Origin of the sequence: Kitasatospora purpeofusca (assembly GCF_042691725.1) — a bacterium.
Classification (GTDB): Bacteria; Actinomycetota; Actinomycetes; order Streptomycetales; family Streptomycetaceae; genus Kitasatospora; species Kitasatospora purpeofusca_B.
The window spans coordinates 7,821,924-7,845,104 of sequence record NZ_CP170483.1; the positions used below are offsets into that span (position 1 = coordinate 7,821,924).

A 23,181-nucleotide genomic window follows, 5' to 3' on the forward strand; every position below is an offset into this window, starting at 1 on the left:
CGGGTGATCGGGGCCGTCAGCGGGTGATCGGGGCCGTCAGCGGGTGATCGGGGTCGCCCGGGTGAGCCGGGAGAGCTTCTCGGGGTTGCGCACGACGTAGACGGCGGTGATCAGCCCGTCGTCCAGGCGCAGGGCCACGAGGCTGTCGCCCTCCCCGGCGAGCTCGATCACCAGGGCCGGGCCGCCGTTGACCACGGCGGGCCGGACGGTGGCGCGGCCGGCGAAGCGGGGCAGCCCCTCGGCGAGCAGCCGGGCCACCGGGCCGGCGCCGACGACGGGGTGCGGGACGGCCGGGCGGACGCCGCCGCCGTCGCCGAGCAGGACCACGTCGGGGGCGAGCAGATCGAGCAGGCTCTGCAGTTCGCCGGTCTCCGCGGCCCGGCGGAACGCCTCGATCGCGCGGCGGTTCTCGGCGGCCGACACCGCCCCGCGCGGCCTGCGCTCGCCGACGTGGGCGCGCGCCCGGCGGGCGATCTGGCGTACGGCCGCCTGGGTCTTGCCGACGGCCCCGGCGATCTCGCCGTACTCCAGGCCGAAGACGTCGCGCAGCACGAACACCGCCCGCTCGGTCGGGGCGAGGGTCTCCAGCACCAGCAGCATCGCCATCGAGACGCTGTCGGCCAGCTCGACGTCCTCCGCCACGTCCGGAGCGGTCAGCAGCGGTTCCGGCAGCCACGGGCCGATGTATGACTCGCGACGCCGGCCGAGCGCGCGCAGGTGGCTCAGCGCCTGGCGGGTGGTGACGCGCACCAGGTACGCGCGCCGGTCGCGCACGGTGTCCTGGTCGACGCCGGTCCACCGCAGCCAGGTCTCCTGGAGGACGTCCTCGGCGTCGGCGGCCGAGCCGAGCAGCTCGTAGGCGACGGTGAAGAGCAGGTTGCGGTGGGTGACGAAGGCCTCGGTGGCGAGGTCCACGGTGGGATCGGCGGTGGGATCGGTGGTGGGATCGGTGGCGGAGGCGGTGCCCTGGAGGCTCCGGAGGTCCGGTGTGTGCGTGCCCATGGTCAGGGGACGCCGCCGAGCGCCGTTCTGTGACATCCGGGCGCGGTGGCCCCGCTCACACCGGCGCACTGTCACAGGGCCGGGTCCGTCGGCGTCCTGTGGTCGTCCGGTGCACGAGCACACGGCATCCCACGAGTGAGGACGACACCATGGAGCCCCGATTCAACCTGTTCGACAGCCCGACCGCCGCGAAGCTGGCCAAGCGCTTCTACGGCACGGCGCAGGTGCTGGAGCGGTCCGACCTCCCGAAGGCCCTGCGTGAGCTGGTGCAGCTGCGGGTCGGCCAGCTCAACGGCTGCGGATTCTGCGTCGACATCCACACCAAGGAGGCCGCGGCGGCCGGGGAGAGCGTGCTGCGCCTCCACCTGGTCGCCGCCTGGCGGCACAGCACCGTGTTCACCGAGGCCGAGCGGGCCGCCCTGGCGCTCGCCGAGGAGGCCACCGTGCTGGACCGGCACGGTGTGACCGACGAGACCTGGGCGGAGGTGCGCAAGCACTTCGACGACGACCGGCTCGGCGCGCTGGTCTGCCTGATCGCGCTGATCAACGCGGCGACCCGGATGAACGTCATCGTCCACCAGGCGGGCGGCTCCTACGAGCCCGGCATGTTCGCCGCGCTGGAGGAGCGGCCGAGCGCCTGAGCGGGGCGCCCGCCCCGCCCGGTGGGCGCGGTCAGATCCGGTCCGCGGACCAGGCCGGATCGCGGCCGGTGAGGGCCAGCAGCAGGTCCTCGGCGTCGGCGCCCGGCGGTGCGGCGCGCGGCGGGTCGAAGCGGCCGGTGCCCGCCAGGTCGCGGTAGCCGCGGAACTCGGCGAGCGCGTACCGGGCGGCGCCCGACGGCATCCGGGCGCGCTCGCCCAACGCCCGGGAGAGGTCCCAGCCGTGCACGACCGTCTCGGCGGTCAGCTCCCGGGCGTACCCGCCGGCGTCCCGCAGGCCGTACGGCACGTGCACCAGGAAGTCGGGGGCGCCGGGGCGGTTGAGCGCGCGCTGTGCGCTGCGCACCGCCGTCGCCCACACGCCCAGCGGGTTGCGGCCGAGCACGTCGCCCTCGAAGCGGTGGCCGATCTGCTCCGGGGTGTAGCCGGCGACCGCCTGGCACACCCACAGGTGCTGGGCCGCCAGATGGTTCACCAGCGTGCGCACATCCCAGTCGCGGCACGGGGTGGGCGCTGTCCAGAGGTCCTCGGACATCGAGCGCAGCAGCCGGGCCGTCTCGGCGCCGGCGGCCGCGTACTGTGCGCGGACCTCAGCGTGGAATCCGGGTGGGTGGGGACATTCCATCGCCGGGCCTCCGTCTCCTGCCCTGCTCACTCCCAGTAAACCGCTACGGGGCGTGACCCGCCAGGGGAACCTCGGGGGAATCGGAGCCCGTTCCGCTGGGGATCTCCGGCGGCCGGCGCCCCTCGCGCTCACCCTCCGTGGCGGTGGCGAGGCGCTCTGGTGAAGCGCGGGGACGCGACTGTAGTGTCCACGTCATGACGACCGCCCGGCGCCGGGCCGCCCTCGCCGCGACCCTCATCGGCGCTCTCGCCGCCACCGTCCTCCCTGCCACCGCCGCCACCGCAGCCACCGCGCGGCCGGCCCGCCCCTCCTGCCGGACCGTCGACTCCGCGCCGCTCGACCGCGAGCAGGCGCGCACCGCCGACCCGCGGACCGCCGCGCTGACCGACCGCGGGGGCCTCGGCGACTTCGTCCGCCGCTTCCCCGCCGCGCTCTGCTCCGCCCGCGGCGCCGCCGGGGCCGGCCGGATCGTCGACGCCTGGGGCGAGGCGCTCTGGCGGGCCGGCGTCGACCGCGCCCAGGGCCGCCGCCCCGGCGGCGACCTGCCGGCCGGCGACGACCGCCCGCTGTACTGGACCAGGGTCGCCATGACCATTCAACTCGCCCGCTGGCAGCCGGACTTCACCATCGACGCGACAGCCCTGCGGCAGCGCTTCGAGGACGCCTCGCGCGGGCTGTCCGACAGCGGCTTCGGCGCCCGCCCGGGTGTGCGCCGGATCTTCGTGAGCGGCTTCGACCCCTTCGGCCTGGACGCCGAGCTCCGCCGCGCCAACCCCTCCGGCTCGGCGGTCCTGCAACTGGACGGACGGCGGATCACCCTCGCCGACGGCACCCCCGCCGAGCTCCAGGCCGTGGTGTTCCCGGTCCGCTACGGCGACTTCGACCGCGGCATCGTCGAGCGCGCCTTCGGCCCGCGGCTCGCCCCCGGCCACCGCTCCGCCGACCTCATCACCACCATCAGCCAGGGCTACCCCGGGCTGTTCACCCTGGAGGCCTGGGCCGGCCGGGCCCGCTCCGCCGACCCCTACCCGGACAACACCGGCGCGCTCTCCGGCGGCACCCGCGACCACCCCGTCACCGCCCCCGGGCTCGGCCCCGGCGCCGAGTTCATCGCCACCAGCCTGCCCACCGGGCCGATGACGGCCGTTCAGCAACCCCTCCCGGTCAGGCTGAACACCACCGTCACCGAGATCCCCGCCGGGGCGAGCGCCCCGGTCGACCGGGCGGACGGCCCGACCCCCGGCTCGCGCGCGGTCGCCGGCGGCGGCGGGGGCTACCTCTCCAACGAGGTCGCCTACCGCACCAACCGGCTGCGCCTGGAGCTCGCCCCGCAGCTGCCCGGCGGCCACCTGCACACCCCCGTGCTCACCGGCCTGCCGGAGCGGACGGACCAGCTCACCGGGCCGGTCTTCGAGCAGAACGAGGCCGCGATCGCCGGCGAGGTCCTGGAGATCCTGCGGCACAGCGCGGGCTGACGGCGGCAGGCGGAGGACAGCGGCGGCAGGCTGAGGAAGGCGGAGGAGGCACGGTCGGACCGGGCAGGCCTGCGGCCGTGCCAGATCGGTACCAGCGGGCTGCCAGCGCCGCGCCAGCACGGCCCGGCACGGTGGCAGCCGACCCGGCCGAGCGGGCCCCGGTCCGCTCGGCCCCCGATCCGCAACGCTTCTCCGGAGAACCGCCATGACGACCCCGCCACCCTCACCCCGCCGCTGGTGGGGGTTGGGCGCCCTGGTGATCAGCGTCCTCGTGATCTCACTGGACGGCACGATCATCAACGTCGCCCTGCCCACGCTCTCCCAGGAGCTGGGCGCCTCCACCACCCAGCTCCAGTGGATCAGCGGCGGCTACCTGCTGACCTTCGCCGCCGTCATGCTCCCGGTCGGCGTGCTGGGCGACCGCTTCGGCCACAGGAGGCTGCTGCTCGCCGGGATCGCCGTCTTCGGCGCCGCCTCGGCCGCCGGCGTCCTGGCGGACGACCCCGGCCCGGTGATCGCCGTCCGCGCCCTGATGGGCGTCGGCGCGGCCATGATCATGCCGCTCACCATGGCGATCCTGCCCAGGATGTTCCCCAAGGAGGAGCTGGACAAGGCCGTCGGCACCTGGACCGCCGCCGCGTCGATCGGCATGCCGGTCGGCCCGCTGGTCGGCGGCTGGCTGCTCAACCACTTCTGGTGGGGCTCGGTCTTCGTCTTCAACCTCCCCGTGGCGGTGGCGGCGCTGGTCGCGGTCGCCGTCCTGCTGCCCGCCGACCCGGCGGCCGCCCGGCGCGCCGGGGCCGGCCGGGCGCCCGCCTTCGACGGCCCGGGCGCACTGCTCGGCGCCCTGGGCATCACCGGGCTCGTCTACGGCTCCGTCCTGGTGCCGGAGGACGGCTGGGGCTCCGTCAAGGTGCTCGGCACGCTGGGCGCCGGCGTGCTGCTGCTGGTCGCCCTGGTGTTCCGCGAGCGCCGGGCCGCCTCCCCGCTGGTCGACCTCGGCCTGCTCGGCGACCGCACGTTCCGGTGGGGCACGGTCGTCGCGACCTTCGTCAACTTCTGCGTCATGGGCATCCTGTTCGTGGTGCCGCAGTACCTGGGGTCGGTGCTCGGCAACAGCGCCTTCGGCACCGGCCTGCGGCTGCTGCCGCTGATCGGCGGCCTGGTGGTCGGCGCCCAGCTCGCCGAGGCCCTCGTCCCCCGGCTCGGACCGCGCGCCGTCATCCCGCTCGGGCTGCTGGTGCTGGCCGGCGCCACCCTGCTGGGCGCGCGGTCGACCGTCGCCGACGGCTACGCCTTCGCGGCCCTCTGGCTGGCCCTCACCGGCGCCGGCTTCGGCCTCGCGATCGTCCCGAGCACCAGCATGGTCCTCGGCTCGCTGCCCGAGGAGGGCGCCGGCGCAGGCTCCAGCCTGCTGGAGACCCTGCAGCAGGTCGGCGGTGTGCTCGGTGTCGCCGGCCTGGGCAGCCTGCTCAGCTCCGGCTACCTCGACCGGATCTCCACCGGCGGCCTGCCGGACGAGGCCGCCCGGGCGGCCCGGTCCTCGGTGACCGGCGCGAACGCGGTGGCCGCCCGACTGGACGACCCAGGGCTGCTGGCCTCCGCGCACACCGCCTTCGTGCACGGCAGCAACCTGGTGCTGACGGCCTGCGGTGCGGTCGCCGTGGTGGCGGCGCTGCTCGCCGCCGCCTTCGTGCCGCCGAAGTCCGCGTTCCCGGTGAAGTCCGCATTCCCGGTGAAGCCGACCGGCAAGGAGCGGGGCGGGAAGCGGGAGCGGGAGGAGAAGCAGCACGCCTGAGGCCTCGGCGGCCGGGCGGGCGTCAGGCCCACCCGGCCGCCAGGGCCAGCGCCCCTTCGACCGGGACCCGTCGGCCGCGCTCGTACGCGGCGTCGGCGGTCGGCCGGTCCAGCGCCGCCGCGACCGCCTCGGCGGCCCGGCGCACCTCCGGGCTGCGGTCGTCGCGGTAGCCGTGCAGGGTGTGGGCGGCCCCGAGCAGCTCGGCGGCCCGCTCGGGTTCGCCGCGGGCGGCGGCCAGCGCGGCGACGCCCTCCAGCAGCTCCGCCGCGGCCTGCTGGTGGACGATCTCCTCGCGGCCGAGCTCGCGGACGGCCTCGGCGTGCCACCGGGCCGCCTCCGCCAGGTCGCCCTCCTGCTCGGCCAGGCAGCCCAGTTGGCCGTAGGCCAGGGCGACGGCCCGGATCGTGTGGCCGCCGGGAGCGATGCCGTCCAGCAGCTCCAGGGCCCGGGCCAGCGGGGGCCGGGCCCCGGGCAGGTCGCCGGCCGCACGGCCCAGCCGGCTCAGTGCCACGTGCCCCTCCACGGCGCTGCCGAAGTCCCCGACCCGCTCCGCGGTACGCACCCCCTGCCGGATCTCCTCCAGGCCGCGGGCCGGGTCGCCCGCCGCGGCGCGGGCCCGGCCGAGCCGGATCAGCGACAGGGTGCCGCTCTGCGACCCGCCCCGGGCGGCGTACGCGTGGGCCTCCTGGCCGAGGCGTACGGCCTCGGCGCCGTCGCCGCGGATCAGGGCCAGTTCCAGCAGCCCGCCGAGCGCGGTGTTCATGCCCCACGGCTCGCCCAGCCGGTGGAAACCCGCGTGGCCCGCGCGCAGTTCGGTGAGCGCGGCGTCGATCCGGCCCGCGTTGAGCGTGAGGTGGCCCAGGCAGACCCGGGAGATCGCCCGCACCCACGGGTCGGTGGCGCCCTCCCGGACGGCCAGCAGCTCCCGCTCGGCCTGCGCCGTGTCGTTCAGGAACAGCGCGGCGACCGGCCGGGCCAGGTGCAGCGCGGGGTGGCCGGGGCGTTCGGGCAGGCAGTCCAGCGCGGCGCGCACGGCCTGCCGCCGGGCCTCGGCGGCGGCCTCCGGTCCGTTCGGCCCTTCCGGTTCGTTCGGGCTGTCCGGGGTGTCCGGGCTCTCCGCCATCAGCACCGCGAGGAAGGTGCACAGCGCGTATGCGTCGGCCAGCTCCGGCGCCCCGGCCGGGGGCCGGCCCCCGGTCAGCTCGCGCACCGCGACGGCCCAGCCGTGCGCCTCGGCCAGCCGGTTGTGCATGATCCAGTACCACATCAGCGCACCGGCCAGCCGCAGCGCGGTCTCCACCTCCCGCCGCTCCACCGCCCAGCCGAGCGCGGCGGCGCAGTCGTCCCGCTCGGCGGTCAGCCGCGCGGCCCACGCCTCCTGCTCGCTGCCGCGCAGCCCCGGCTCGGCGCGCTCCGCGAGGGCGAGCACCCGGGCGGCGTGCGCGGCGCGCAGCCGCTCCGTCTCGCCGGCCTCGGCCAGGCGCTCGGCGGCGTACGCCCGCACCGTCTCCAGCAGCCCGTAGCGGACCTCGCCCCCGCCGGTCGCCACGACCAGCGACTTGTCGATCAGCGCGGCGATCACGTCGATGACGTCCCGGCCGTCGACGGCGCCGTCGTCGGCGGGCGCGCAGACCTCCTCCGCGCTGCGCGGGGTGGCCCCGCCGCGGAAGACCGACAGTCGGCGCAGCACCGCCCGCTCGGTGTCGTCCAGCAGTTCCCAGCTCCAGTCCACCACCGCGCGCAGCGTCCGGTGCCGGGGCGCCGCGGCCCGGCTGCCGGCGCCGAGCAGCCGAAACCGGTCGCCGAGGCGTTCGGCGACCTGCGGGAGCGTCAGGGAGCGCAGCCGGGCGGCGGCGAGCTCGATCGCGAACGGCAGACCGTCGAGCGCGCGGCAGACGGCGACCACCAGCGGCGCGGTGGCCTCGTCGACCCGGAAGCCGGGGCGCACCGCGGCGGCCCGGTCCTCGAACAGCCGCACCGCGGCGTACCCGCGGGCCTCGGCCGGGCCCGCGCCGGGCGGCGGCAGCGGCAGCGAGGGCACCGGGCAGAGGGTCTCGCCGGTGATGGCCAGCGGCTCGCGGCTGGTGGCCAGCACCCGGACGCCGGGGGCGGCGGCCAGCACCCGGTCGGTGAGCCGGGCCACCGCCTCCACCAGGTGCTCGCAGTTGTCGAGCACCAGCAGCATCCGCCGGCCGGCCAGCGCGTCCACCAGCCGCTTCATCGGCGGCAGTACGGAGACGGCGTCGCCGACCCGGGAGGACTCGGCCCGGCCGATCGCGGTGAGCACGGCCTGCGGCAGGTCCTGGGCCGAGCCGACCTGGGCCAGCGGCACCAGCCACACCCCGTCCGGGTGGTCGCCGAGCAGGCCGGCCGACACCTCGCCGGCCAGCCGGGTCTTGCCCGCGCCGCCCGGCCCGGTGAGGGTCACCAGCCGGACCTCGCGCAGCAGCGCGCCGATCCGCCCGGTCTCCTCCTCGCGGCCGACGAAGCTGGTCAGCGGGGCGGGCAGGTTCGTGGCGGGCAGATCGGTGGCGGGCTGGTTGGCGGCGGGCAGATCGGCGGCGGGCAGATCGGTGCGCCGTCCGCCGCCCGGGCCCGGCCCGGCGGCGCGGGCCGCGGCCGCCGTCGGCAGGTCGCCGCGCAGGATCGCCAGGTGCAGCGCGGCGAGGTCCGGGGAGGGGTCGGCGCCGAGCCGTTCGGCGAGCTCCCGGCGGGTGTCCTCGTACAGCTCCAGGGCGGCCGCCTGCCGTCCGGTGGCGTGCAGGGCGCGCATCAGCAGGCCCCGCAGCCGCTCGCGCAGCGGGTGCGAGCGGCACAGGCCCTCGAGTTCGGCGACCAGGTGGGCCGCGTCGCCGAGCGCGAGTTCGGCCTCGGCCCGGTCCTCCACGGCGGCCAGCCGCAGCTCCTCGAGCCGGGTGACGGTGGCGCCGGCGAAGGCCGCGTCGGCGACCTCGGCGAGCGCGGGCCCGCGCCACAGGTCGAGCGCCCGGCGCAGGGTCGCGGCCCGTTCGGCGGGGTCGGCGGAGCGCCGGACGGCGGCCACCAGCCGTTCGAAGGCCACCGCGTCGATCTCGCCCGGGTCGACGCCGAGCCGGTAGCCGCCCGGGGCGGCGGCGACCAGGTCGCGCCCGCCGACGCCGCGCAGCCGCGAGACCAGGCTGTGCAACGTGTTGCCCGGGACGGCCGGCCGGGAGCCCTCCCACAGGTCGGCGATCAGGCGGTCGGCGGAGACGGTGCGGCCGCCGTCCATGGCGAGCCGGATCAGCAGGGCCCGCAGCCGCCGACCCCCGATCCCGACGGGCCGGGCCGCCGTGTCCCGTAGTTCGAGCGGGCCCAGGATGCCGATGCGCACGTAACCACCCCCGGCGGGCCATTCTGTCAGGCGCGCGTGATGCGTCGCGCGCCCGTTCCGCGCGCTCGGCGCCGTTCCGGTGGCGGGCCGCCAGGGTGCGCGCCCGCCGCGAGCCCCGGGTCGACCGGCGCGCCGATCATCCGGTTCGCCTCCGACCGGACGCCGCGGGATGAATCCGTACCTCCCCGACCGCCCCGGGAAGGGCGCCGTCGGGGGTTATCCGGGGGCGGGCGGCTGCGTAGGGTTCGGGGCCCAGGTCAGGAGCGCTGGCGAAGCCACCCCTTGGGAGGTAGCACGATGACGGAGCCGAAGGCGAACATTCTGCTCGAAGGCGGCGCGGCCGGCGCCGACTTCGCGCGCGTACGCGAGGTCGGCGCCGGTGAGAGCGTCGTCAAGGTCCTCACCGGCAACCGGTACGAGCACTTCCGGCGCACCGGCCGGAGCGAGGAGCACGAGGGCGTCCCGCTGGACGTCTTCGAGTGGAGCGGCAACACCTTCGTCGCCGAGTGACGCCCGCCGGGGCGCCGGGGGCCGCCGGTCCGGGCCCCGGCACCCCGGCTGACGGGTGCGGGACGAGTGCCCGTGCGGCCGCCGTGCGACCGGAGGTCTTCCGGCGGGCGAGCCGGTCCGGCGGACAAATCCCGTCGATTTGGTACAAGGTGCCGCCTGCGTGAGCATGGGCCTCCGCTCCACCGAGCGCGCAGGACGCAGGAAAGGCACCACACCCCCATGCAGACCAGCCCGGCCGCGACCCGGCAGGCTCCCGCGGCGCCGCCGTCCCCGGCGCCGTCCTCCCCGCCCCCGGCGCCGGGGACGCGCTCCGCCGTCCGCCGCTTCGGCCTGCCGACCGCGACCGCCCTGGTCATGGGCAACATCATCGGCGGCGGCATCTTCATGATCCCCGCCGTGGTGGCCCCGTACGGGACGGTCAGCCTGCTCGCCTTCGCCGTGCTCACCGTCGGCGCGATCGCCCTGGCCCTGGTCTTCGGACGGCTCGCGCGCCGCGACCCGCGCACCGGCGGGCCCTACGTCTACGCCCGCGAGGCCTTCGGCGACTTCGCCGGCTTCCTGGCCGCCTGGTCCTACTGGATCACCACCTGGGTCAGCAACGCCGCGCTCGCCGTCGCCGCCGTCGGCTACCTCACCGTCCTGTGGCCGGCCGTCGGCCGCTCCACCGCGCTCGCCCTCGGCTGCGCGCTGACCGTCCAGTGGCTGCCCGCGCTCGCCAACCTGGCCGGCACCCGGTACGTCGGCGCCGTCCAACTCGTCGCCACCGTCCTCAAGTTCATCCCGCTAGTGGTGGTCGCGGTGGCCGGGCTCGGCTCCTTCGACCCGGCGAACCTCGGCCCCTTCGACGCGACCGGAGACGGCTGGCTCGGCGGAATGACGGCCGCCGCCGCGATCCTGCTCTTCAGCTACCTCGGCGTGGAGTCGGCCGCGATGAGCGCGGGCCAGGTCCGCGACCCGGAGCGCAACGTCGGCCGGGCCAGCGTGCTCGGCACCGCGGGCGCCGCCGTCGTCTACCTGCTCGGCACGCTCGCCGTGTTCGGCACCGTCGCCCACGAGCGGCTGATCCACTCCACCGCGCCGTTCTCCGACTCGGTGAACGCCGTCTTCGGCGGCTCCTGGGGCGGCACGGCCGTCGCCGTCGCGGCCCTCGTCTCGATGACCGGCGCGCTCAACGGCTGGACCCTGCTCTCCGCCCAGGCGCCCTACGCCGCCGCCAAGGACGGCCTGTTCCCCGCCGTCTTCGCCACCGAGCGCCGCGGGGTGCCCGTCGTCGGCGTCCTGACCGGCGTCACGCTCGCCTCCCTGCTCACCGTGCTCGACTTCGCCTCCGGTGCGAAGGCCGCCTTCGACACCCTGGTGCTGGTCACCACCTTCACCGCGACCGTGCCCTACCTCCTCTCCAGCGCCGCCCAGCTGCGCTGGCTGCTGAGCGGCGACCGCGACCGCGTCGCCCCCGCCCGCCTCGCCCGCGACCTCACCCTCGCCCTGGGCGCCTTCGCCTTCTCCGCCTGGCTGGTCGCCGGCGCCGGCTACGCGGCCGTCTACCAGGGCGTCCTCTTCCTCGTCGTCGGCGTCCTCGTCCACACCGTCCTCTCCGCCCGCCGCCACCGGGCGGTGACGGGGGCACCGGCCGAGCCGGGCCAATAAGGTCGGTGCATGAGCGCTCGCGCCGGCGGAACGCCGGACCCGTCGGACCGGACGCTGCGTCACCTCATGGGGGAGGCGCGCTGGTCCGCCCTGCTGGCGGGCGCGCATGTGCGCCGGCACCCGATCGGCGACACCCTGCTGCACCAGGGGGAGCCCGGCACCCATGTGCTCGCCCTGCTCGGCGGGGTCGCCAAGGTGGTCCGCCGGGAGCCGGACGGCGACCTCACCCTGCTCGCCTTCCGCGGCCCCGGCGAGGTGCTGGGCGAGGTGGCGGTGCTGGACGACGGGGTGCGCTCGGCGAGTGTGCAGGCCATAGTCGACTGCTCGGTGGCGGTGGTCACCCGGGCGGCGTTCCTGCGGTTCGTCGCCGACCACGGCCTGTACCCCGTGATGGTCCGCTACGCCCTCGGCCGGCTCCGGGAGTCGGACGTCGCGCGCGGCGGCGGGGACGTCGTGGCCCGGCTGGCGGGCGCCCTGGTGGTGCTGGCCGAGCTCTCCGCCGACGCACCGGGCGGCGGGGCGGGCGGCGGGTCGGGCCCGGGCGTCACCCTCGCCCTGACCCGCGACGACCTGGCCCAGTACCTCGGCGTCTCCCGGAACACCGTCACCGCGGGTCTCGCCGAACTGGAGCCGCTGCACGTGGAGTGCGGGCGCCGGCGCATCGTCGTCCGGGACCCGGCCGCCCTGCGGAACGCCGCACCGGGGACGGTCGACGGGGTGCGCCGCGGCTGACCGGGCGTCAGTTCGTGTGACAGCCGTCACGGGAGTTCCGCACCGAGCGGGCACACGGGCGCGGACGTCCTCGGGAAGCTGGGAGCGCGACTTCCCACACCGAGCACCCGAGGAGACCCGATGCCCGACTCCGGCCGTCCCCAGTCCGACGCCGGCCGCCTGCCCACGGCGACGGCGCAGCCCTACAGTCGCAGCCGGCGACTCCCGCCGTACCGGGGGATCGTCGCCGTCGACGCCAAGGGCTTCACCGCTCACCCCGCCATCGAGCACGGCGAGATCAGCCGGGCGATCCCGGAACTGCTGGAGCAGTCCTTCGTCCGGGCCGACCTGGCCGAGGTCTGGGACGACCAGCGGTTCCCCGCCTCGACCGGCGACGGGTACGTCTTCGGCTGCGACCCGGAGTGGATGCCCTTCGTGATCCACCCCTGGCTGCACACCCTCCAGGAGACGCTGGAGGAGTTCAACCTGCACGCGTCGGGAACGGTGGGCCTGCGGCTGCGGGTCGGCCTCAACATCGGGCCGCTGCCGGACCGGGGACGCGACTTCGACGGCAACGGCACGGCGCGCAACGACACCCACCGGCTGCTCGACTCGCAGCCGGTCAAGGACGCGCTGGCCACGTCGAGGGCGAGCGTCACCCACGTCGCCGCGATCCTCTCCGAGCGCTGCTACCAGGACGCGGTGGCCGGCGGCTACACCGGCCGGCACCCCGACCGCTTCACCGAGGTGTCGGCCACCGTCGAGGGCAAGCCCTTCGAGCAGCGGGCCTGGCTGTACGTGCCCGCGCCGTCGGGGGGCCTGCTGAGGCACGGAGGCGGGCAGGACGAGCCGGTGGAGCGGTCCTCCGCGGGCGCCGGCGAGGAGCCGCCCGCGCCGACACCGGCCCAGGCTCCGGCTCCGGTGTTCCAGCAGGCCGAGCGGGGCAACCTGAACACCGGCACCGTGCACGGAGGGCAGCACACCACCAACGTCCTGCGCGGCCCCCTCTCCGGCACCGTCCTCCAGGGCAGGACCATCAGGACCATCGGCTCCGTCGGCGGCGACTACGTCGAGGGCAACAAGGGCGACACGGTCCACGGCGACAAGAACGAGTACCGGCGGTGAGCGCCGACGAGCCGGCCGGCGACCCGGCGGGTCTCGACGACCCGGCAGACCTCGACGACGACCTCGCCGGTCTCGCCGGTTTCCGCAGCGGCCGGGCCCACGTCATCTACGCCCCGCACGGGAACATCAACACCGGCTCGGTGCACGGCGGCCAGCGGGTCGAGAACGGCGGCGGACCGGGCGGTCACGGCGACCGGCCGGTGGAGGCCCACGAAGGGCCGATCTCCGAACAGGAGATCCGCGAGGCCTGCACGGGCTTCGCCGAACCCACGTGGTTCGCCGCCGCGCTCGCCGAACTGGACGGCGGCGTCCTCTTCCTCCACGGGGAGCCGGGCACGGGGCGCCGGACGGCCGCGCTGAATCTGCTGCACCGGCACAGCGGCCGCAGCCCGGACCTGCGCGCGCTCGACAGCGACGAGAACCTCGCCACCTGGCGCCCCACCGGCGCCGGGGCCCGCGGCTACCTCGTCCACGGCCTCCTGCCGCAGCACCCGCTGGGACCGGCGGTCGTCGCCAACCTGCGCCGCCTGCTCCGCGACGCGCAGGCCCGGATGGTGATCGTCCTCCCGCACGAGCCGGAGCGCGTCCGTGCGCTGGCCCGGGACCTGCACGTCTCCCCGGTGCGGTGCGAACCCCCGCCGCCCCGGGCCGTCTTCGAGGCCCGGCTGACGGCCGCCGTCCCCGACGAGCACCGGCGCCGGGGGCTGCTGGAGCGGCTCGACGCCGGCCTGCTCGACTCCCTGCTCAGCCCGAGACTCGTACCCGCCCAGGTGGCCGAGCTGGTCACCACGATCAGCGCCGCCGGTGACGGCGGCCCCGACCCCACCGACCTCCGCGCGCGGCTCAGCTTCCTCACGGCGAGGGAGGTGCCCGACCTGCTCAAGCAACTCCACGATGACCCCGACGGCCTGGCCTTCCTGCTGGCCACCAGCGTCTTCGAAGGACTCGACCACCGCATCGTCCGGGAGGAGGCCGAACGGCTCCTCGCCCTGGCCGACGGCCGACTCGACTCCGTCCTGCGGGACGGCGGCGACCCGGACGGCACGGGCCCGCGTGGAACCGGGGCACATCCGCGACCGAACCCGCGCTTCGTCCTCCGGCGCTCGCTGGACGAACTCCTGGACACCGTCCGCGCCCAGTGCGCGCCCGTGGAGATCCGCCGGCACAGTCGCTTCGCCTATTCCGTGGAACCGGTGCGCTTCACCCGGCACCGGCAGGGGGAGGCCGTCCTGCGGCACGTCTGGCGCCAGTACGGGGGAGTGCCCGAACTGCTGACGGCGTGGTTGAAGGAAGCCCCGTTGCGGGACGCCGAACTGGCCGGGCCGGTGGGACACGTGATGGGTCTGGCCGCGGGTTGGGGCGGAGGCCGCCGTGCGCTGAGGCACATCGAGGAACTGGCCGAGGCGGACCCCGTGCGCAGCCGGGTCACGGCCGCGTACGCCCTTGACATGGCGGCGCGGGACACCGTGCTCGCAGGCGAGGTCAAATACCTGCTCCGCAGGTGGAGCGACCGGAGCGACTGGCGGGTGAGAAGCACCGTCGCCTACACCTGCGGCACCGACTTCGGCACGTCCCGGCCGGAGGTTGCGTTGACGCTGCTGCGCGGTGTCTACCGCGGGACCGAGGGCGAGGAACTGGCGGTTGCCAGGAGCGTGCGGCCGGCCCTGGTGGCCCTGTGCGCGGCGGGGAACCAGTCGACCGTCCTGCGCAGGCTCATCGGCTGGGCAGAGCGCCGTGGCGTCGAAGCGCAGCTGGCGCTGGACGTCCTGCCCGAGCTGCTGGATGACGATCCCGAGTGGTTCCAGGCCCAGTTGCTCACGGCCGGTGAGCACACCGGTCCGCTCGTAGCGCTCGTCCGCCGAGCCCTCGACGACGACGGTCACTTCGACGCGACCCGTAGTGCGCTCGTCGGGTGGTGCCGGACGGCCGCCTGGAACACCGGGTCGCGCACGGCCGTCGAGACCCTGCTCACCGCGCTGGCCCAGGACGTGAGCCTCGGTGTCCTGCGCCTGTTCGTCGAGATCGACGGCGACGCGGACCCGGAGATCGTCGGTCGGCCCATCGCCCGGAACGCCCTGGCGGCCTGGCGGCGGGGAGAGCCGCCGCCACGTCCCGCCGCCGCCCACCCGAACGGAGGAACCCCCCGATGACCGACGACCTCGATCCGCCCGTCTACGCCCGCGCCGCCCGCGCCCCCTGGCGCGAGATCCTGGGCCACCGCTGGTCCGGCCGGCGTGACCGGGCCCTGGTGCTGCGCGACCGTGCCGGCCGGCACCACCTCTCCGGGACCTCCCGCCGCCGCTCCGGCACCGACGAGGACGGGCCGGGGGCGAGCGGTCTGTGGGGGTACGAGGGCGCGTACCTGGTGCCGCTCGACGAGCGCCCGGCCGTGCGCGCGGTCGGCGTCCCGACCCCGTACGGCACGGAATCCTTCGACGTGCACGTCCTGTGGTGGGCCCACGACCCCGTGCAGGTCGTGCGGACCGGCACCGTGCGCGGCTGGTACCCCGTCCGCAAGGACCTCGAAGGGCGCCTGCGTCACCTCTACGACCAGTACGCCGCCGCCGGGCAGCGCCTCGGCGCGCCCGAGGTGATGCAGTACCTGGCCGCGCCGCACTCCATGGCCGACTGCGGGCTCGGGTACCGGGTGACGGACGTCTGCGCCCGCGAGAGTGCCACCGAACTCCGCCTCGGGGACGGAGGCGGCGGTGCCGGTCTGCCCCGGGGGTGGAACGAGGAGAGCAAGGAGGAGTACGAGTTCTGCCGGTACGCCGTCCAGCAGGGCCCGGTGTACCTCGCGGCGCTCTGGCTGGCCCGGCGGCCGGAGGAGGTTCGCCAGGTGCTGGACTGGACGGTCGACCACGCGGACCTGCTGCGCGGCGCCACCGACTGGCAGGACGCCGTGGCCGGACTGCTCGGCCGGCTGACGGCCCAGGAGCAGCAGGAGCTCTCCCGGCTGTTGCGCGACCGGCTGGTGGCGCTCGGCCGCTCCGTGCCGGGACCGCCGTCCCCGCCGCCGCCTTCGGAGCCGCCGTCGGCGTGGTCGGCTTCGGAGTTCGGCAAGGTCCGCATCCCGGCCGAAGGCTGGGTCGGCGGCACGGCGAACGGCACGGCGAACGGCGCGGCGAACGGTGCGGTGAACGGGCGGCCGTTGTGAGCCCGATACCCGAGGTGGCCGCCTCGACCGCCCAGGGCGCGCCGACCCCGCGCGCGGTGGCGGCCATGGAGCGGCTGTTGGCCGCCAACAGCACGGAGCTGACCAGGGCCGACACCAAGGCCGCCGTTCTCCTCGGCTTCGCCGGGGCGGCCCTCGGCGTCTTCGTCCCGCTCAGCCGCAAGGACGGCGCCGGGAGTGCCGTCCACGGCTGGGACACCCGCCTGCTGTGGTGGACCGCCGTGCTCAGCGCCCTGTGCGCCGTCGGCTGCTTCCTCTCCGCCATCGCCCCGCGCCATCGCAAGGGGCGCGGGGACGGTGCGAGCGGGCCCGGCTACTTCGAGCACATCGGGCCGGACGCCGGTCGCGGACGGCTGGGCCGGGCCTTCGAGCACGTCGGGCGCGACCCGGCCGGCCCGCTGCTCGCCTCGCTCGTCGCGACCAGTGCGATCATCCGCGCCAAGTACCGCTGGATCGAGGCGGGAACGGTGCTGCTGCTCCTGGCGCTGCCCCAGTTCGCCGCGCTGCTCCGGCCGGTGTGACCGCAGCCCCGGCGCGGCCCGCCGTCAGGCGGGCAGGTGCCCGGGCGTCGGCACGGCGAGGCCGAACAGGTCCGTGACGGTGGTGAGGGCGGCGGCCCCGAGCACGGCGGCGGGGAGGACGCCGTCCCGGACCTGCGGGCGCTCATCGCCGCCCGGGTGCCGCAGGGAGTATCGACCGGCTCTCGCCGGTGCCCGCCGCCGAGCCGCACCATCTGCGGACCTCGCTGCGCAGGCTCCGCACCGGGCTGCCGCGCGAGCTCTCCTCGGGCGACACGCGGCGCTGCACCGCCGCGTACGACCGGCTCGCCGCCCTGCGGTTCGGCGGGATCCACTCCGCCGCCACCCTGGCGGAGGCCCTGGACCGGCTCACCGCGCGCGGCGACCGCTTCCGCCGGCTGATGATCGCCCACGGCCTCCCGGCCCTGGCGATCCAGGCGGTCGACGCCGGCCCCCGCGAGACCGACCCGCCGCTGCCCCGGCCCACCGAACTCGCCGCCGACCCCGGGCCGGTGAGCCGCCTCCTGCTCGCCTACGGAATGACCGCCGCCCGGGCCGGGTGGCGGATGTCCGTCGTCGTCAAGCCGAACCGGATCCTGCCCGTCCTCGCCGACGCCGCCCGCAGCGGCGCGAGCCGACCGGTGTTCGCCGTGCTCACCGCGATGCTCACCGAACTCGCCGCGGACCCCGCACGCCGTGGCCTGCAGGACGCCCTCACCCTGGCCGCCGACTGCACAGCGGCCGAGGCCGTGCGCACCTCCGTCCCCGCCCTGGACACCCACGGCCTCTCCCCGCCGCGTCCGGGCGGAGGCGGCCCGGCTGGCCGGGATCCTCGCCTCCTGAATCGATCGGACCGGAACCGGAGACGGTCCCGGGTTGGTCAGGCGGTTGGGCCGGGTCCGCTCCACGAGGACGCCTTCGCCGCCGGGAGGGCTTCCGGCGCGCGGACGGCAGGTGCAGGGCGGGGGTGGGTCTGGGCCCACCTTGAAGTGTGAAGTGGGGTGGATTCCGCCCGGATCGTGTCCGTCCTAGCGTTTGCCATGTGCCGCCCGGAGGGGGTGGGCCGGGTGCGTGCGGGAGGGTGAGGTGCGGGGAACGGTGCGGGGAACGGTGCGGGTGGAGGGCGAGGGGGTGCCGGCGCTGCGGCTGGAGGGGCTGAGCAAGCGGTTCGGGTCCCACCGGGCGGTGGACGGGGTGGACCTGACCGTGCCGAGCGGCTCGTTCTACGGGCTGGTCGGGCCGAACGGGGCGGGCAAGACGACGTCGCTGTCGATGGCGGTCGGGCTGCTGCGGCCGGACGCCGGGCGGGCGGAGGTGTTCGGCGTCGACGTGTGGGCCGATCCGCTGCGCGCCAAGGCGCTGGTGGGCGTGCTGCCCGACGGCCTCGCGCTGCCGGAGCGGCTGACCGGGCGGGAGCTGCTGCGGTACCTGGGCCGGCTGCACGGCCTGGACGGGCGGACGGTGGACTCCCGGACCGAGGAGCTGCTGACCGTGCTGGAGCTGGCCGACGCGGCCCGGACGGCGGTGATCGACTACTCCACCGGGATGCGCAAGAAGATCGGCCTGGCCACCGCGCTGCTGCACGGGCCCTGGCTGCTGGTGCTGGACGAGCCGTTCGAGGCGGTCGACCCGGTGTCGGCGGCGACCGTCCGGACGATCCTGCAGCGGTTCGTCGCGGCCGGCGGCTCGGTGGTGCTCTCCAGCCATGTGATGGCGCTGGTCGAGAGCCTCTGCGACCACGTCGCGGTGATCGCCGGCGGCCGGGTGGCGGCCGCCGGGCCGGTGGACGAGGTGCGGGGCGGGCGGGCCCTGGAGGACGTGTTCGTCGAGCTGGTCGGTGCCCGGACCGGGGGATGGGAGGGGCTGGAGTGGCTGGCGTCCTGACGGTCCCGCCGGCGGCGGGCGGCCGCGTCGCGATCGGCGTGCTCACCGGGATGAAGGTGACCGTCCTGCGGCGGTCGATGTCCGGTCCCCGCGCCGCCGGGCTGGCCGTCGCCACGGTGTGCGGCGGGGCGGGCGCGGTCGGGACCGCCATGCTCGGCCTGGCGGACTACGCCACCCCCGAGGCCGGGTTCGGCGTCCTGGCGCTGGCCCAGCTGCTGTGGAGCCTGGGGTGGGCGCTCGGTCCGCTGGTCACCGGCGGCGACGCGACCCTGCGGCCGGCCTGGTTCGCCATGGTGCCGATGCGCCCGCGCGGCCTGGCCGTCGGGCTGCTCGGCGCCGCGTTCGTCGGTGTCACCCCGGTGCTCGCGCTGGTCGCCTTCGGCGGGCTGCTCCTCTACGGTGCCCGCCAGGGGCCGGCGGCGGCGCTGGTCGCGGTGCCCGCCGTGCTGCTCCAGCTGCTCTTCGTGGTGCTGCTGGCGAAGTTCACCCCGCAGGCGCTGGGCGGCGTGCTGCGCTTCCGCCTCGGCTGGGAGCTGTCCGCGCTGCTGGTCGGCCTCGTGATGGCCTGTCTCAACTCCGGCTGGTTCGCGATCGGCTTCCTCACCCGGCTGGGCACCGGTGACTGGGCGGCCGGGGCGGCGACCGCGGTGCGGGTGCTGCCCTCGGGCTGGGCGGTGGTCGCGGTGGACGCGGTTCGCCGGTCGGACTGGCCGACGGCCGCCGCCGCGCTCGCCGGGCTGGCCGCCGTCTGCGGGCTGCTGCTGGCGGCCTGGGCGGCGCTGCTCTCCCGGCAGCTGGTGCGCGGCGGCGCGGGCCGCCCCCACCGGGTCGCCGCCCGCCCCCGGGCCAGGAACCGGTTGCTCCCCGACACCCCGGCAGGTGCGGTCCTGGCCAAGGAACTGCTGCTCTGGCGGCGCGACCCCCGCCGGGCCCGGTTCCTGCGGACGGCGCTCTGGACGGGCGTGTTCACCGGCCTGCTCCCGCTGCTCGACGGCTACGACCAGCTGCTGCCGTGGACGGGCGTGGTCGCCGCGGTCTTCGCCGGGGCGTTCTGCGTCAACCTCTACGGCCTGGACGCGGGCGCGCTCTGGCTGACCCTGGTGGTGCCGGGCGCGGAACGGGCCGATGTCCGGGCCCGGCAGGCCGCCTGGCTGCTGGTCACCGCCCCGGTGGCGCTGCTGCTGACGGCCGTGGCGCTCCCCCTCGCCCCGGGCGCGGTCCTGCCGTGGGTGTGCGCCGTCCTCCCGGCCGTCCTCGGTGCCGGGGCCGGGCTGATCCCGCTGATGTCGGTGCTCGCCGCCGCCCCGTCCCCCGACCGCCCCGGCGGCGGCCCGCTCGACGACCTCGCCGACGAGAGCGCCGAACACGTCCGCGCCCAGGGCCTGGCGGCGTTCTGGCTGCAACTGCTCGCCGTCCTGCCGGCCGCCGGGGTGGTGCTGGCCGGGACCCTGCTGTCCAGCGGGCCGCTGCGCTGGGCCGGCGTGCCGGCGGGCCTGCTCACCGGCGCGCTGTGCGCGTGGGGGCTGGGCCGGGCCGCCGGGCGCCGGCTGGAGGAGCGCGGCCCGGAGCTGCTGGACGTACTGCGCAAGGGTCTTCGCCGCACCCCGGAGGCCGAGTCGTCCGCGGGGCCGGAGGACGCCGGTCCGGCGGCGGCCGGGATCTCCCGCGGACGGTCGGCGGCGGTCGGCCTGCTGACCACCGGCGGCATCCTGCTGATCGCGCCGCAGGGGCTGGTGGCGCTCGCCCTGTCGCTGTTCGCGCCCTCCGTGCGCAGCTGGTTCCTGGTGCTCTACCTGCCCCGGGCGCTGGGGATACCGGTGGCGGTGGCGTTCGCCCTGCTCGGCGCGCTCTGCCTGCGGACGGCGCACCGGCTGAGCCGCCCGGACCGCCCGGACCGCCCGGACCACGCCGGCAGCCCCGGCCACCCCGACCTCCCGGCCCCGTCGGCGGAGCTGGGATCATGACCGGGCGACGGACCGTCACCCGGGCGGGACCGCATCCGTCCAGGACGATCGACCAGCGATGACCGACGACCGACCAGCGACGACCGACCGCAGAACGGAGGCCCGGTGCACCGCATGATGCCCGCAGCCCGCGCCGGCCTGCGGAGCAGCGGCGTCGCCCTCGGCCGGCTGCTGGTGCTGACGGCGGTCGTCCCCGCCGAACTGGTCCTGCTGGTGATCGTGATCGGCAGCTTCGTGCTCTGGTGCGGCCTCGGGATCTTCGTCCTGTTCCCCGCCAGCACCCGGCTCGCCCGCGCGGCCGCCGGCCTCGCCCGGACCTGGGCCGGCCGCTGGTCGGGCGTGCCGGTTCCGCCGCCCTACCTGCCGCGCCCGGGGCTCGAACGCACCCTGCACGGCTGGTTCTGGACCGGTCACGACTACCAGAAGCACCGCTGGTTCGCGAGCGTCTCCCGCACCATCCGCTGGCTCTGGAAGGACCCGGCGACCTGGCGTGACGTCCTCTGGGTGGTGCTGAACCCGGTGGTCGGCGGCGTTCTCGCCGCCACCCCGCCGCTGCTGCTCGGCGGCGGCCTGTACACCCTCGCGGGCACCGTCCTGCCGCTGCCCCGGCCGGACCTCGGCCCGGTCCGGGCCCTGCCCGGCGGCGGCCTCGTCCCCGACCTCGTCCCCGGCCTGGCCCTCACCCTCGTCCTCGGCCTCGCGTCGGCCGCCGCCGGCCTGGCCCTGGCCCGCCCGGCGCTGCGCCTGCACGGCCGCTGGACGCGCGCCCTGCTCGGCCCCACCGAGCGCTCCCGCCTCGCCCGCCGGGTCGAGCAGCTGACCGAGACCCGACTGGACGTCACCGAGGCGCAGGCCGCCGAACTGCGCCGGATCGAGCGCGACCTGCACGACGGCGCCCAGGCCCGGCTGGTCGCGGTGAGCCTGCGGCTGGGCGCGGTCGCCGCGCTGATCGACCGCGACCCGGCGCAGGCGAAGACGGTGGTGACGGACGCGCAGGAGAACGTCGCCCAGGCCCTCCAGGAGCTGCGTGACCTGGTCCGCGGCATCCACCCGCCGGTGCTCGCCGAGCGCGGACTGACGGAGGGTCTGCGCGCCCTGGCCCTGGACGTGCCGCTGCGCGTCGAGGTGCGGGCCGAGCTGCCCGGCCGGGCCGAGTCCCCGGTCGAGTCGGCGGTCTACTACGCGGTCAGCGAGGCCCTGACCAATGCGGTCAAGCACGCGGGCGCGCGGCACGCCGCGGTGGAGCTGGTCCACGTGGACGGGCTGCTGCGCGCCGAGGTCACCGACGACGGCCGCGGCGGCGCGGACCCCGACCGGGGCACCGGCCTGCGGGGCATCCAGCGCAGGCTGGCGGCGTTCGACGGTACGCTCACGCTGACCAGTCCGCCGGGCGGACCCACCCGGCTGACCATGGAGCTACCGTGCGCGTTGTCCTCGCCGAGGACCTCTACCTCCTGAGGGACGGCCTGTCCCTCCTCCTGACCGCCCACGGGCACGAGATCGTCGCGGCGGTCGCCGGCGGCCCCGAACTCGCCACCGCGCTCGCCGAGCACCGGCCGGACATCGCGGTGGTGGACGTCCGGCTGCCGCCCACCTTCACCGACGAGGGTCTCCAGGTCGCCCTCGCGGCCCGCCGGGCCCGGCCGGGCCTGCCCGTCCTGGTGCTCTCCCAGCACGTCGAGCAGCTGTACGCGCGCGAGCTGATCGCCGACGGCGCCGGGGCGGTCGGCTACCTGCTCAAGGACCGGGTCTCGCACGCCGGGCAGTTCATGGACGCGCTGCGCACCGTCGCCTCCGGCGGCACCGTGATGGACCCGCAGGTGATCTCCCGGCTGCTCGCCCGCAACGCCGACGACCGGCCGCTCGCGCTGCTCACCCCGCGCGAGCGGGAGGTGCTGGCGATGATGGCCGAGGGGCGCTCGAACGCCGCGATCGCCCAGCGGCTGCACTTCAGCGAGGGCGCGGTCAGCAAGCACACCTCCAGCATCTTCGCGAAGCTGGGCCTCGGCGCCTCCGACGACGACAACCGCCGGGTGCTCGCCGTCCTCGCCTACCTCGACGGCACCCGCTCGGCCTGACGCGGCGCCGCCAGGACGCCCGGGCGGGCCACCGGCGGCAGCCCCAGCAGGTGCGCGGCCGCGACGGCGAGCCCCACGAGCAGCGCGACCAGGTGCCCCACGGCGGCGACCTCGCCGTCCGCGACCCCGCCCAGCAGATTGGGCGCCGCCACGGCGAGCATCACCAGCCACACCGCCCGCGACCACACCGGTCGGGCCCGGCAGGCCGCCACCGCCAGCGCGGCGACCACCACGTAGGACGGGCCGGTGTCCAGGGCGTGCGCGGCCCCGGTCGGCAGCGCACCGTGCTCGATCCGCCACCACACCAGCCCCTCGGTCAGCGCGGTCGCCACCACCTGCGCGAGGGCCAGCACCGCCACCGCCCGCCGGCCGCCGAGCGCCCCGACCACGCCGAAGACGGACAGCGCGAACACCGGCCAGACCCAGACGGTGTCCTGCGGGACGAACGCCGACACCACGAGGGACTCGACCGGGTGGCCGTCCGGCCAGAGCCGCAGATTGCCCAGATCGGTCGACGCCCACTCCCGCAGCGCCCGCACCCGCTCGGCCGGCAGCAGCCGCAGCACCGGCCACATCGCGGTCAGCGCGGTCACGTACCAGAACGCCGGATTGCGCAGCAGCGGGAGCAGCCGTCGCGCGGCCGGACGTGGCACCACCC

At 76.4% G+C, this 23,181-nt stretch carries 19 protein-coding genes; 15 read left to right on the forward strand and 4 right to left on the reverse strand.

Annotated features, from left to right (window positions below; all coding sequences use genetic code 11):
- Positions 1-36: 36 nt before the first annotated feature.
- Complete coding sequence (locus ACFCLZ_RS33685) at positions 37-1,002, reverse strand: RNA polymerase sigma-70 factor (RefSeq protein ID WP_380281678.1); 966 nt, start codon at positions 1,000-1,002, stop codon at positions 37-39.
- A 149-nt stretch (positions 1,003-1,151) separates the two neighbouring features.
- Between ACFCLZ_RS33685 and ACFCLZ_RS33690 the strand changes: the two genes are divergently transcribed.
- On the forward strand, positions 1,152-1,643 hold the full coding sequence (locus ACFCLZ_RS33690) for a carboxymuconolactone decarboxylase family protein (RefSeq protein ID WP_380281679.1): 492 nt from the start codon (positions 1,152-1,154) through the stop codon (positions 1,641-1,643).
- Between the two features lie 31 nt (positions 1,644-1,674).
- Here ACFCLZ_RS33690 and ACFCLZ_RS33695 read toward each other — a convergent pair whose 3' ends face one another.
- A complete protein-coding gene (locus ACFCLZ_RS33695; protein WP_380281680.1) occupies positions 1,675-2,286 on the reverse strand; it encodes a TIGR03086 family metal-binding protein in 612 nt (203 codons plus the stop codon).
- Positions 2,287-2,480: 194 nt separating this feature from the next.
- On the opposite strand from ACFCLZ_RS33695, the gene ACFCLZ_RS33700 reads away from it, so the two are divergent.
- Together ACFCLZ_RS33700 and ACFCLZ_RS33705 are read left to right on the forward strand one after the other, a co-directional pair.
- On the forward strand, positions 2,481-3,761 hold the full coding sequence (locus ACFCLZ_RS33700) for a pyroglutamyl peptidase (RefSeq protein WP_380281681.1): 1,281 nt from the start codon (positions 2,481-2,483) through the stop codon (positions 3,759-3,761).
- Between the two features lie 205 nt (positions 3,762-3,966).
- Positions 3,967-5,559, forward strand: coding sequence for an MFS transporter (locus ACFCLZ_RS33705; RefSeq protein ID WP_380281682.1), 1,593 nt, complete (start codon positions 3,967-3,969; stop codon positions 5,557-5,559).
- A 22-nt stretch (positions 5,560-5,581) separates the two neighbouring features.
- Here ACFCLZ_RS33705 and ACFCLZ_RS33710 read toward each other — a convergent pair whose 3' ends face one another.
- Positions 5,582-8,911 (reverse strand): BTAD domain-containing putative transcriptional regulator, encoded by a 3,330-nt coding sequence (locus ACFCLZ_RS33710; protein ID WP_380281683.1) that lies wholly within the window; start codon positions 8,909-8,911, stop codon positions 5,582-5,584.
- Positions 8,912-9,208: 297 nt separating this feature from the next.
- On the opposite strand from ACFCLZ_RS33710, the gene ACFCLZ_RS33715 reads away from it, so the two are divergent.
- From ACFCLZ_RS33715 to ACFCLZ_RS33770, 12 genes are all read left to right on the forward strand, one after another.
- Positions 9,209-9,421 carry a DUF5988 family protein gene (locus ACFCLZ_RS33715; RefSeq protein WP_380281684.1) on the forward strand — a complete coding sequence of 71 codons (213 nt, stop codon included), beginning with the start codon at positions 9,209-9,211 and terminating at the stop codon, positions 9,419-9,421.
- Positions 9,422-9,640: 219 nt separating this feature from the next.
- Positions 9,641-11,068 carry an amino acid permease gene (locus ACFCLZ_RS33720; protein ID WP_380281685.1) on the forward strand — a complete coding sequence of 476 codons (1,428 nt, stop codon included), beginning with the start codon at positions 9,641-9,643 and terminating at the stop codon, positions 11,066-11,068.
- A 9-nt stretch (positions 11,069-11,077) separates the two neighbouring features.
- A complete protein-coding gene (locus ACFCLZ_RS33725; protein WP_380281686.1) occupies positions 11,078-11,800 on the forward strand; it encodes a Crp/Fnr family transcriptional regulator in 723 nt (240 codons plus the stop codon).
- 120 nt (positions 11,801-11,920) lie between these two features.
- Positions 11,921-12,904: a hypothetical protein gene (locus tag ACFCLZ_RS33730; RefSeq protein WP_380281687.1), complete on the forward strand. Its 984-nt coding sequence runs from the start codon at positions 11,921-11,923 to the stop codon at positions 12,902-12,904.
- Positions 12,901-15,054: a hypothetical protein gene (locus ACFCLZ_RS33735; protein ID WP_380281688.1), complete on the forward strand. Its 2,154-nt coding sequence runs from the start codon at positions 12,901-12,903 to the stop codon at positions 15,052-15,054. Before ACFCLZ_RS33730 ends, ACFCLZ_RS33735 begins: the two co-directional genes overlap by 4 nt.
- Positions 15,051-16,061 (forward strand): hypothetical protein, encoded by a 1,011-nt coding sequence (locus ACFCLZ_RS33740; protein WP_380281689.1) that lies wholly within the window; start codon positions 15,051-15,053, stop codon positions 16,059-16,061. The genes ACFCLZ_RS33735 and ACFCLZ_RS33740 overlap by 4 nt, the downstream gene beginning before the upstream one ends.
- A complete protein-coding gene (locus tag ACFCLZ_RS33745) occupies positions 16,058-16,600 on the forward strand; it encodes a Pycsar system effector family protein (protein WP_380281690.1) in 543 nt (180 codons plus the stop codon). Before ACFCLZ_RS33740 ends, ACFCLZ_RS33745 begins: the two co-directional genes overlap by 4 nt.
- Before the next feature lie 188 nt (positions 16,601-16,788).
- A complete protein-coding gene (locus ACFCLZ_RS33750) occupies positions 16,789-17,592 on the forward strand; it encodes a hypothetical protein (protein ID WP_380281691.1) in 804 nt (267 codons plus the stop codon).
- Between the two features lie 103 nt (positions 17,593-17,695).
- Positions 17,696-18,481 (forward strand): ABC transporter ATP-binding protein, encoded by a 786-nt coding sequence (locus ACFCLZ_RS33755; protein WP_380281692.1) that lies wholly within the window; start codon positions 17,696-17,698, stop codon positions 18,479-18,481.
- Entirely contained in the window at positions 18,466-20,445 is a 1,980-nt protein-coding gene (locus ACFCLZ_RS33760; protein WP_380281693.1) for a hypothetical protein, read from the forward strand. The genes ACFCLZ_RS33755 and ACFCLZ_RS33760 overlap by 16 nt, the downstream gene beginning before the upstream one ends.
- 114 nt (positions 20,446-20,559) lie before the next feature.
- Positions 20,560-21,903, forward strand: a complete 1,344-nt coding sequence (locus ACFCLZ_RS33765) for a sensor histidine kinase (RefSeq protein ID WP_380281694.1) — start codon at positions 20,560-20,562, stop codon at positions 21,901-21,903.
- Complete coding sequence (locus ACFCLZ_RS33770) at positions 21,867-22,523, forward strand: LuxR C-terminal-related transcriptional regulator (RefSeq protein WP_380281695.1); 657 nt, start codon at positions 21,867-21,869, stop codon at positions 22,521-22,523. The genes ACFCLZ_RS33765 and ACFCLZ_RS33770 overlap by 37 nt, the downstream gene beginning before the upstream one ends.
- Here the strand turns inward: ACFCLZ_RS33770 and ACFCLZ_RS33775 are convergent.
- Positions 22,496-23,179, reverse strand: a complete 684-nt coding sequence (locus ACFCLZ_RS33775) for a rhomboid-like protein (protein ID WP_380281696.1) — start codon at positions 23,177-23,179, stop codon at positions 22,496-22,498. The two genes, ACFCLZ_RS33770 and ACFCLZ_RS33775, sit on opposite strands and share 28 nt — an antisense overlap.
- Between the last annotated feature and the right edge of the window lie 2 nt (positions 23,180-23,181).

Excerpts from the sequence above, each read along its gene's own strand:
- ACFCLZ_RS33685 (WP_380281678.1), bottom strand. The coding sequence starts at position 1,002 with ATGGGCACGCACACACCGGACCTCCGGAGCCTCCAGGGCACCGCCTCC.
- ACFCLZ_RS33690 (WP_380281679.1), top strand. The coding sequence starts at position 1,152 with ATGGAGCCCCGATTCAACCTGTTCGACAGCCCGACCGCCGCGAAGCTG.
- ACFCLZ_RS33695 (WP_380281680.1), bottom strand. The coding sequence starts at position 2,286 with ATGGAATGTCCCCACCCACCCGGATTCCACGCTGAGGTCCGCGCACAG.
- ACFCLZ_RS33700 (WP_380281681.1), top strand. The coding sequence starts at position 2,481 with ATGACGACCGCCCGGCGCCGGGCCGCCCTCGCCGCGACCCTCATCGGC.
- ACFCLZ_RS33705 (WP_380281682.1), top strand. The coding sequence starts at position 3,967 with ATGACGACCCCGCCACCCTCACCCCGCCGCTGGTGGGGGTTGGGCGCC.
- ACFCLZ_RS33715 (WP_380281684.1), top strand. The coding sequence starts at position 9,209 with ATGACGGAGCCGAAGGCGAACATTCTGCTCGAAGGCGGCGCGGCCGGC.
- ACFCLZ_RS33720 (WP_380281685.1), top strand. The coding sequence starts at position 9,641 with ATGCAGACCAGCCCGGCCGCGACCCGGCAGGCTCCCGCGGCGCCGCCG.
- ACFCLZ_RS33725 (WP_380281686.1), top strand. The coding sequence starts at position 11,078 with ATGAGCGCTCGCGCCGGCGGAACGCCGGACCCGTCGGACCGGACGCTG.
- ACFCLZ_RS33730 (WP_380281687.1), top strand. The coding sequence starts at position 11,921 with ATGCCCGACTCCGGCCGTCCCCAGTCCGACGCCGGCCGCCTGCCCACG.
- ACFCLZ_RS33740 (WP_380281689.1), top strand. The coding sequence starts at position 15,051 with ATGACCGACGACCTCGATCCGCCCGTCTACGCCCGCGCCGCCCGCGCC.
- ACFCLZ_RS33765 (WP_380281694.1), top strand. The coding sequence starts at position 20,560 with ATGATGCCCGCAGCCCGCGCCGGCCTGCGGAGCAGCGGCGTCGCCCTC.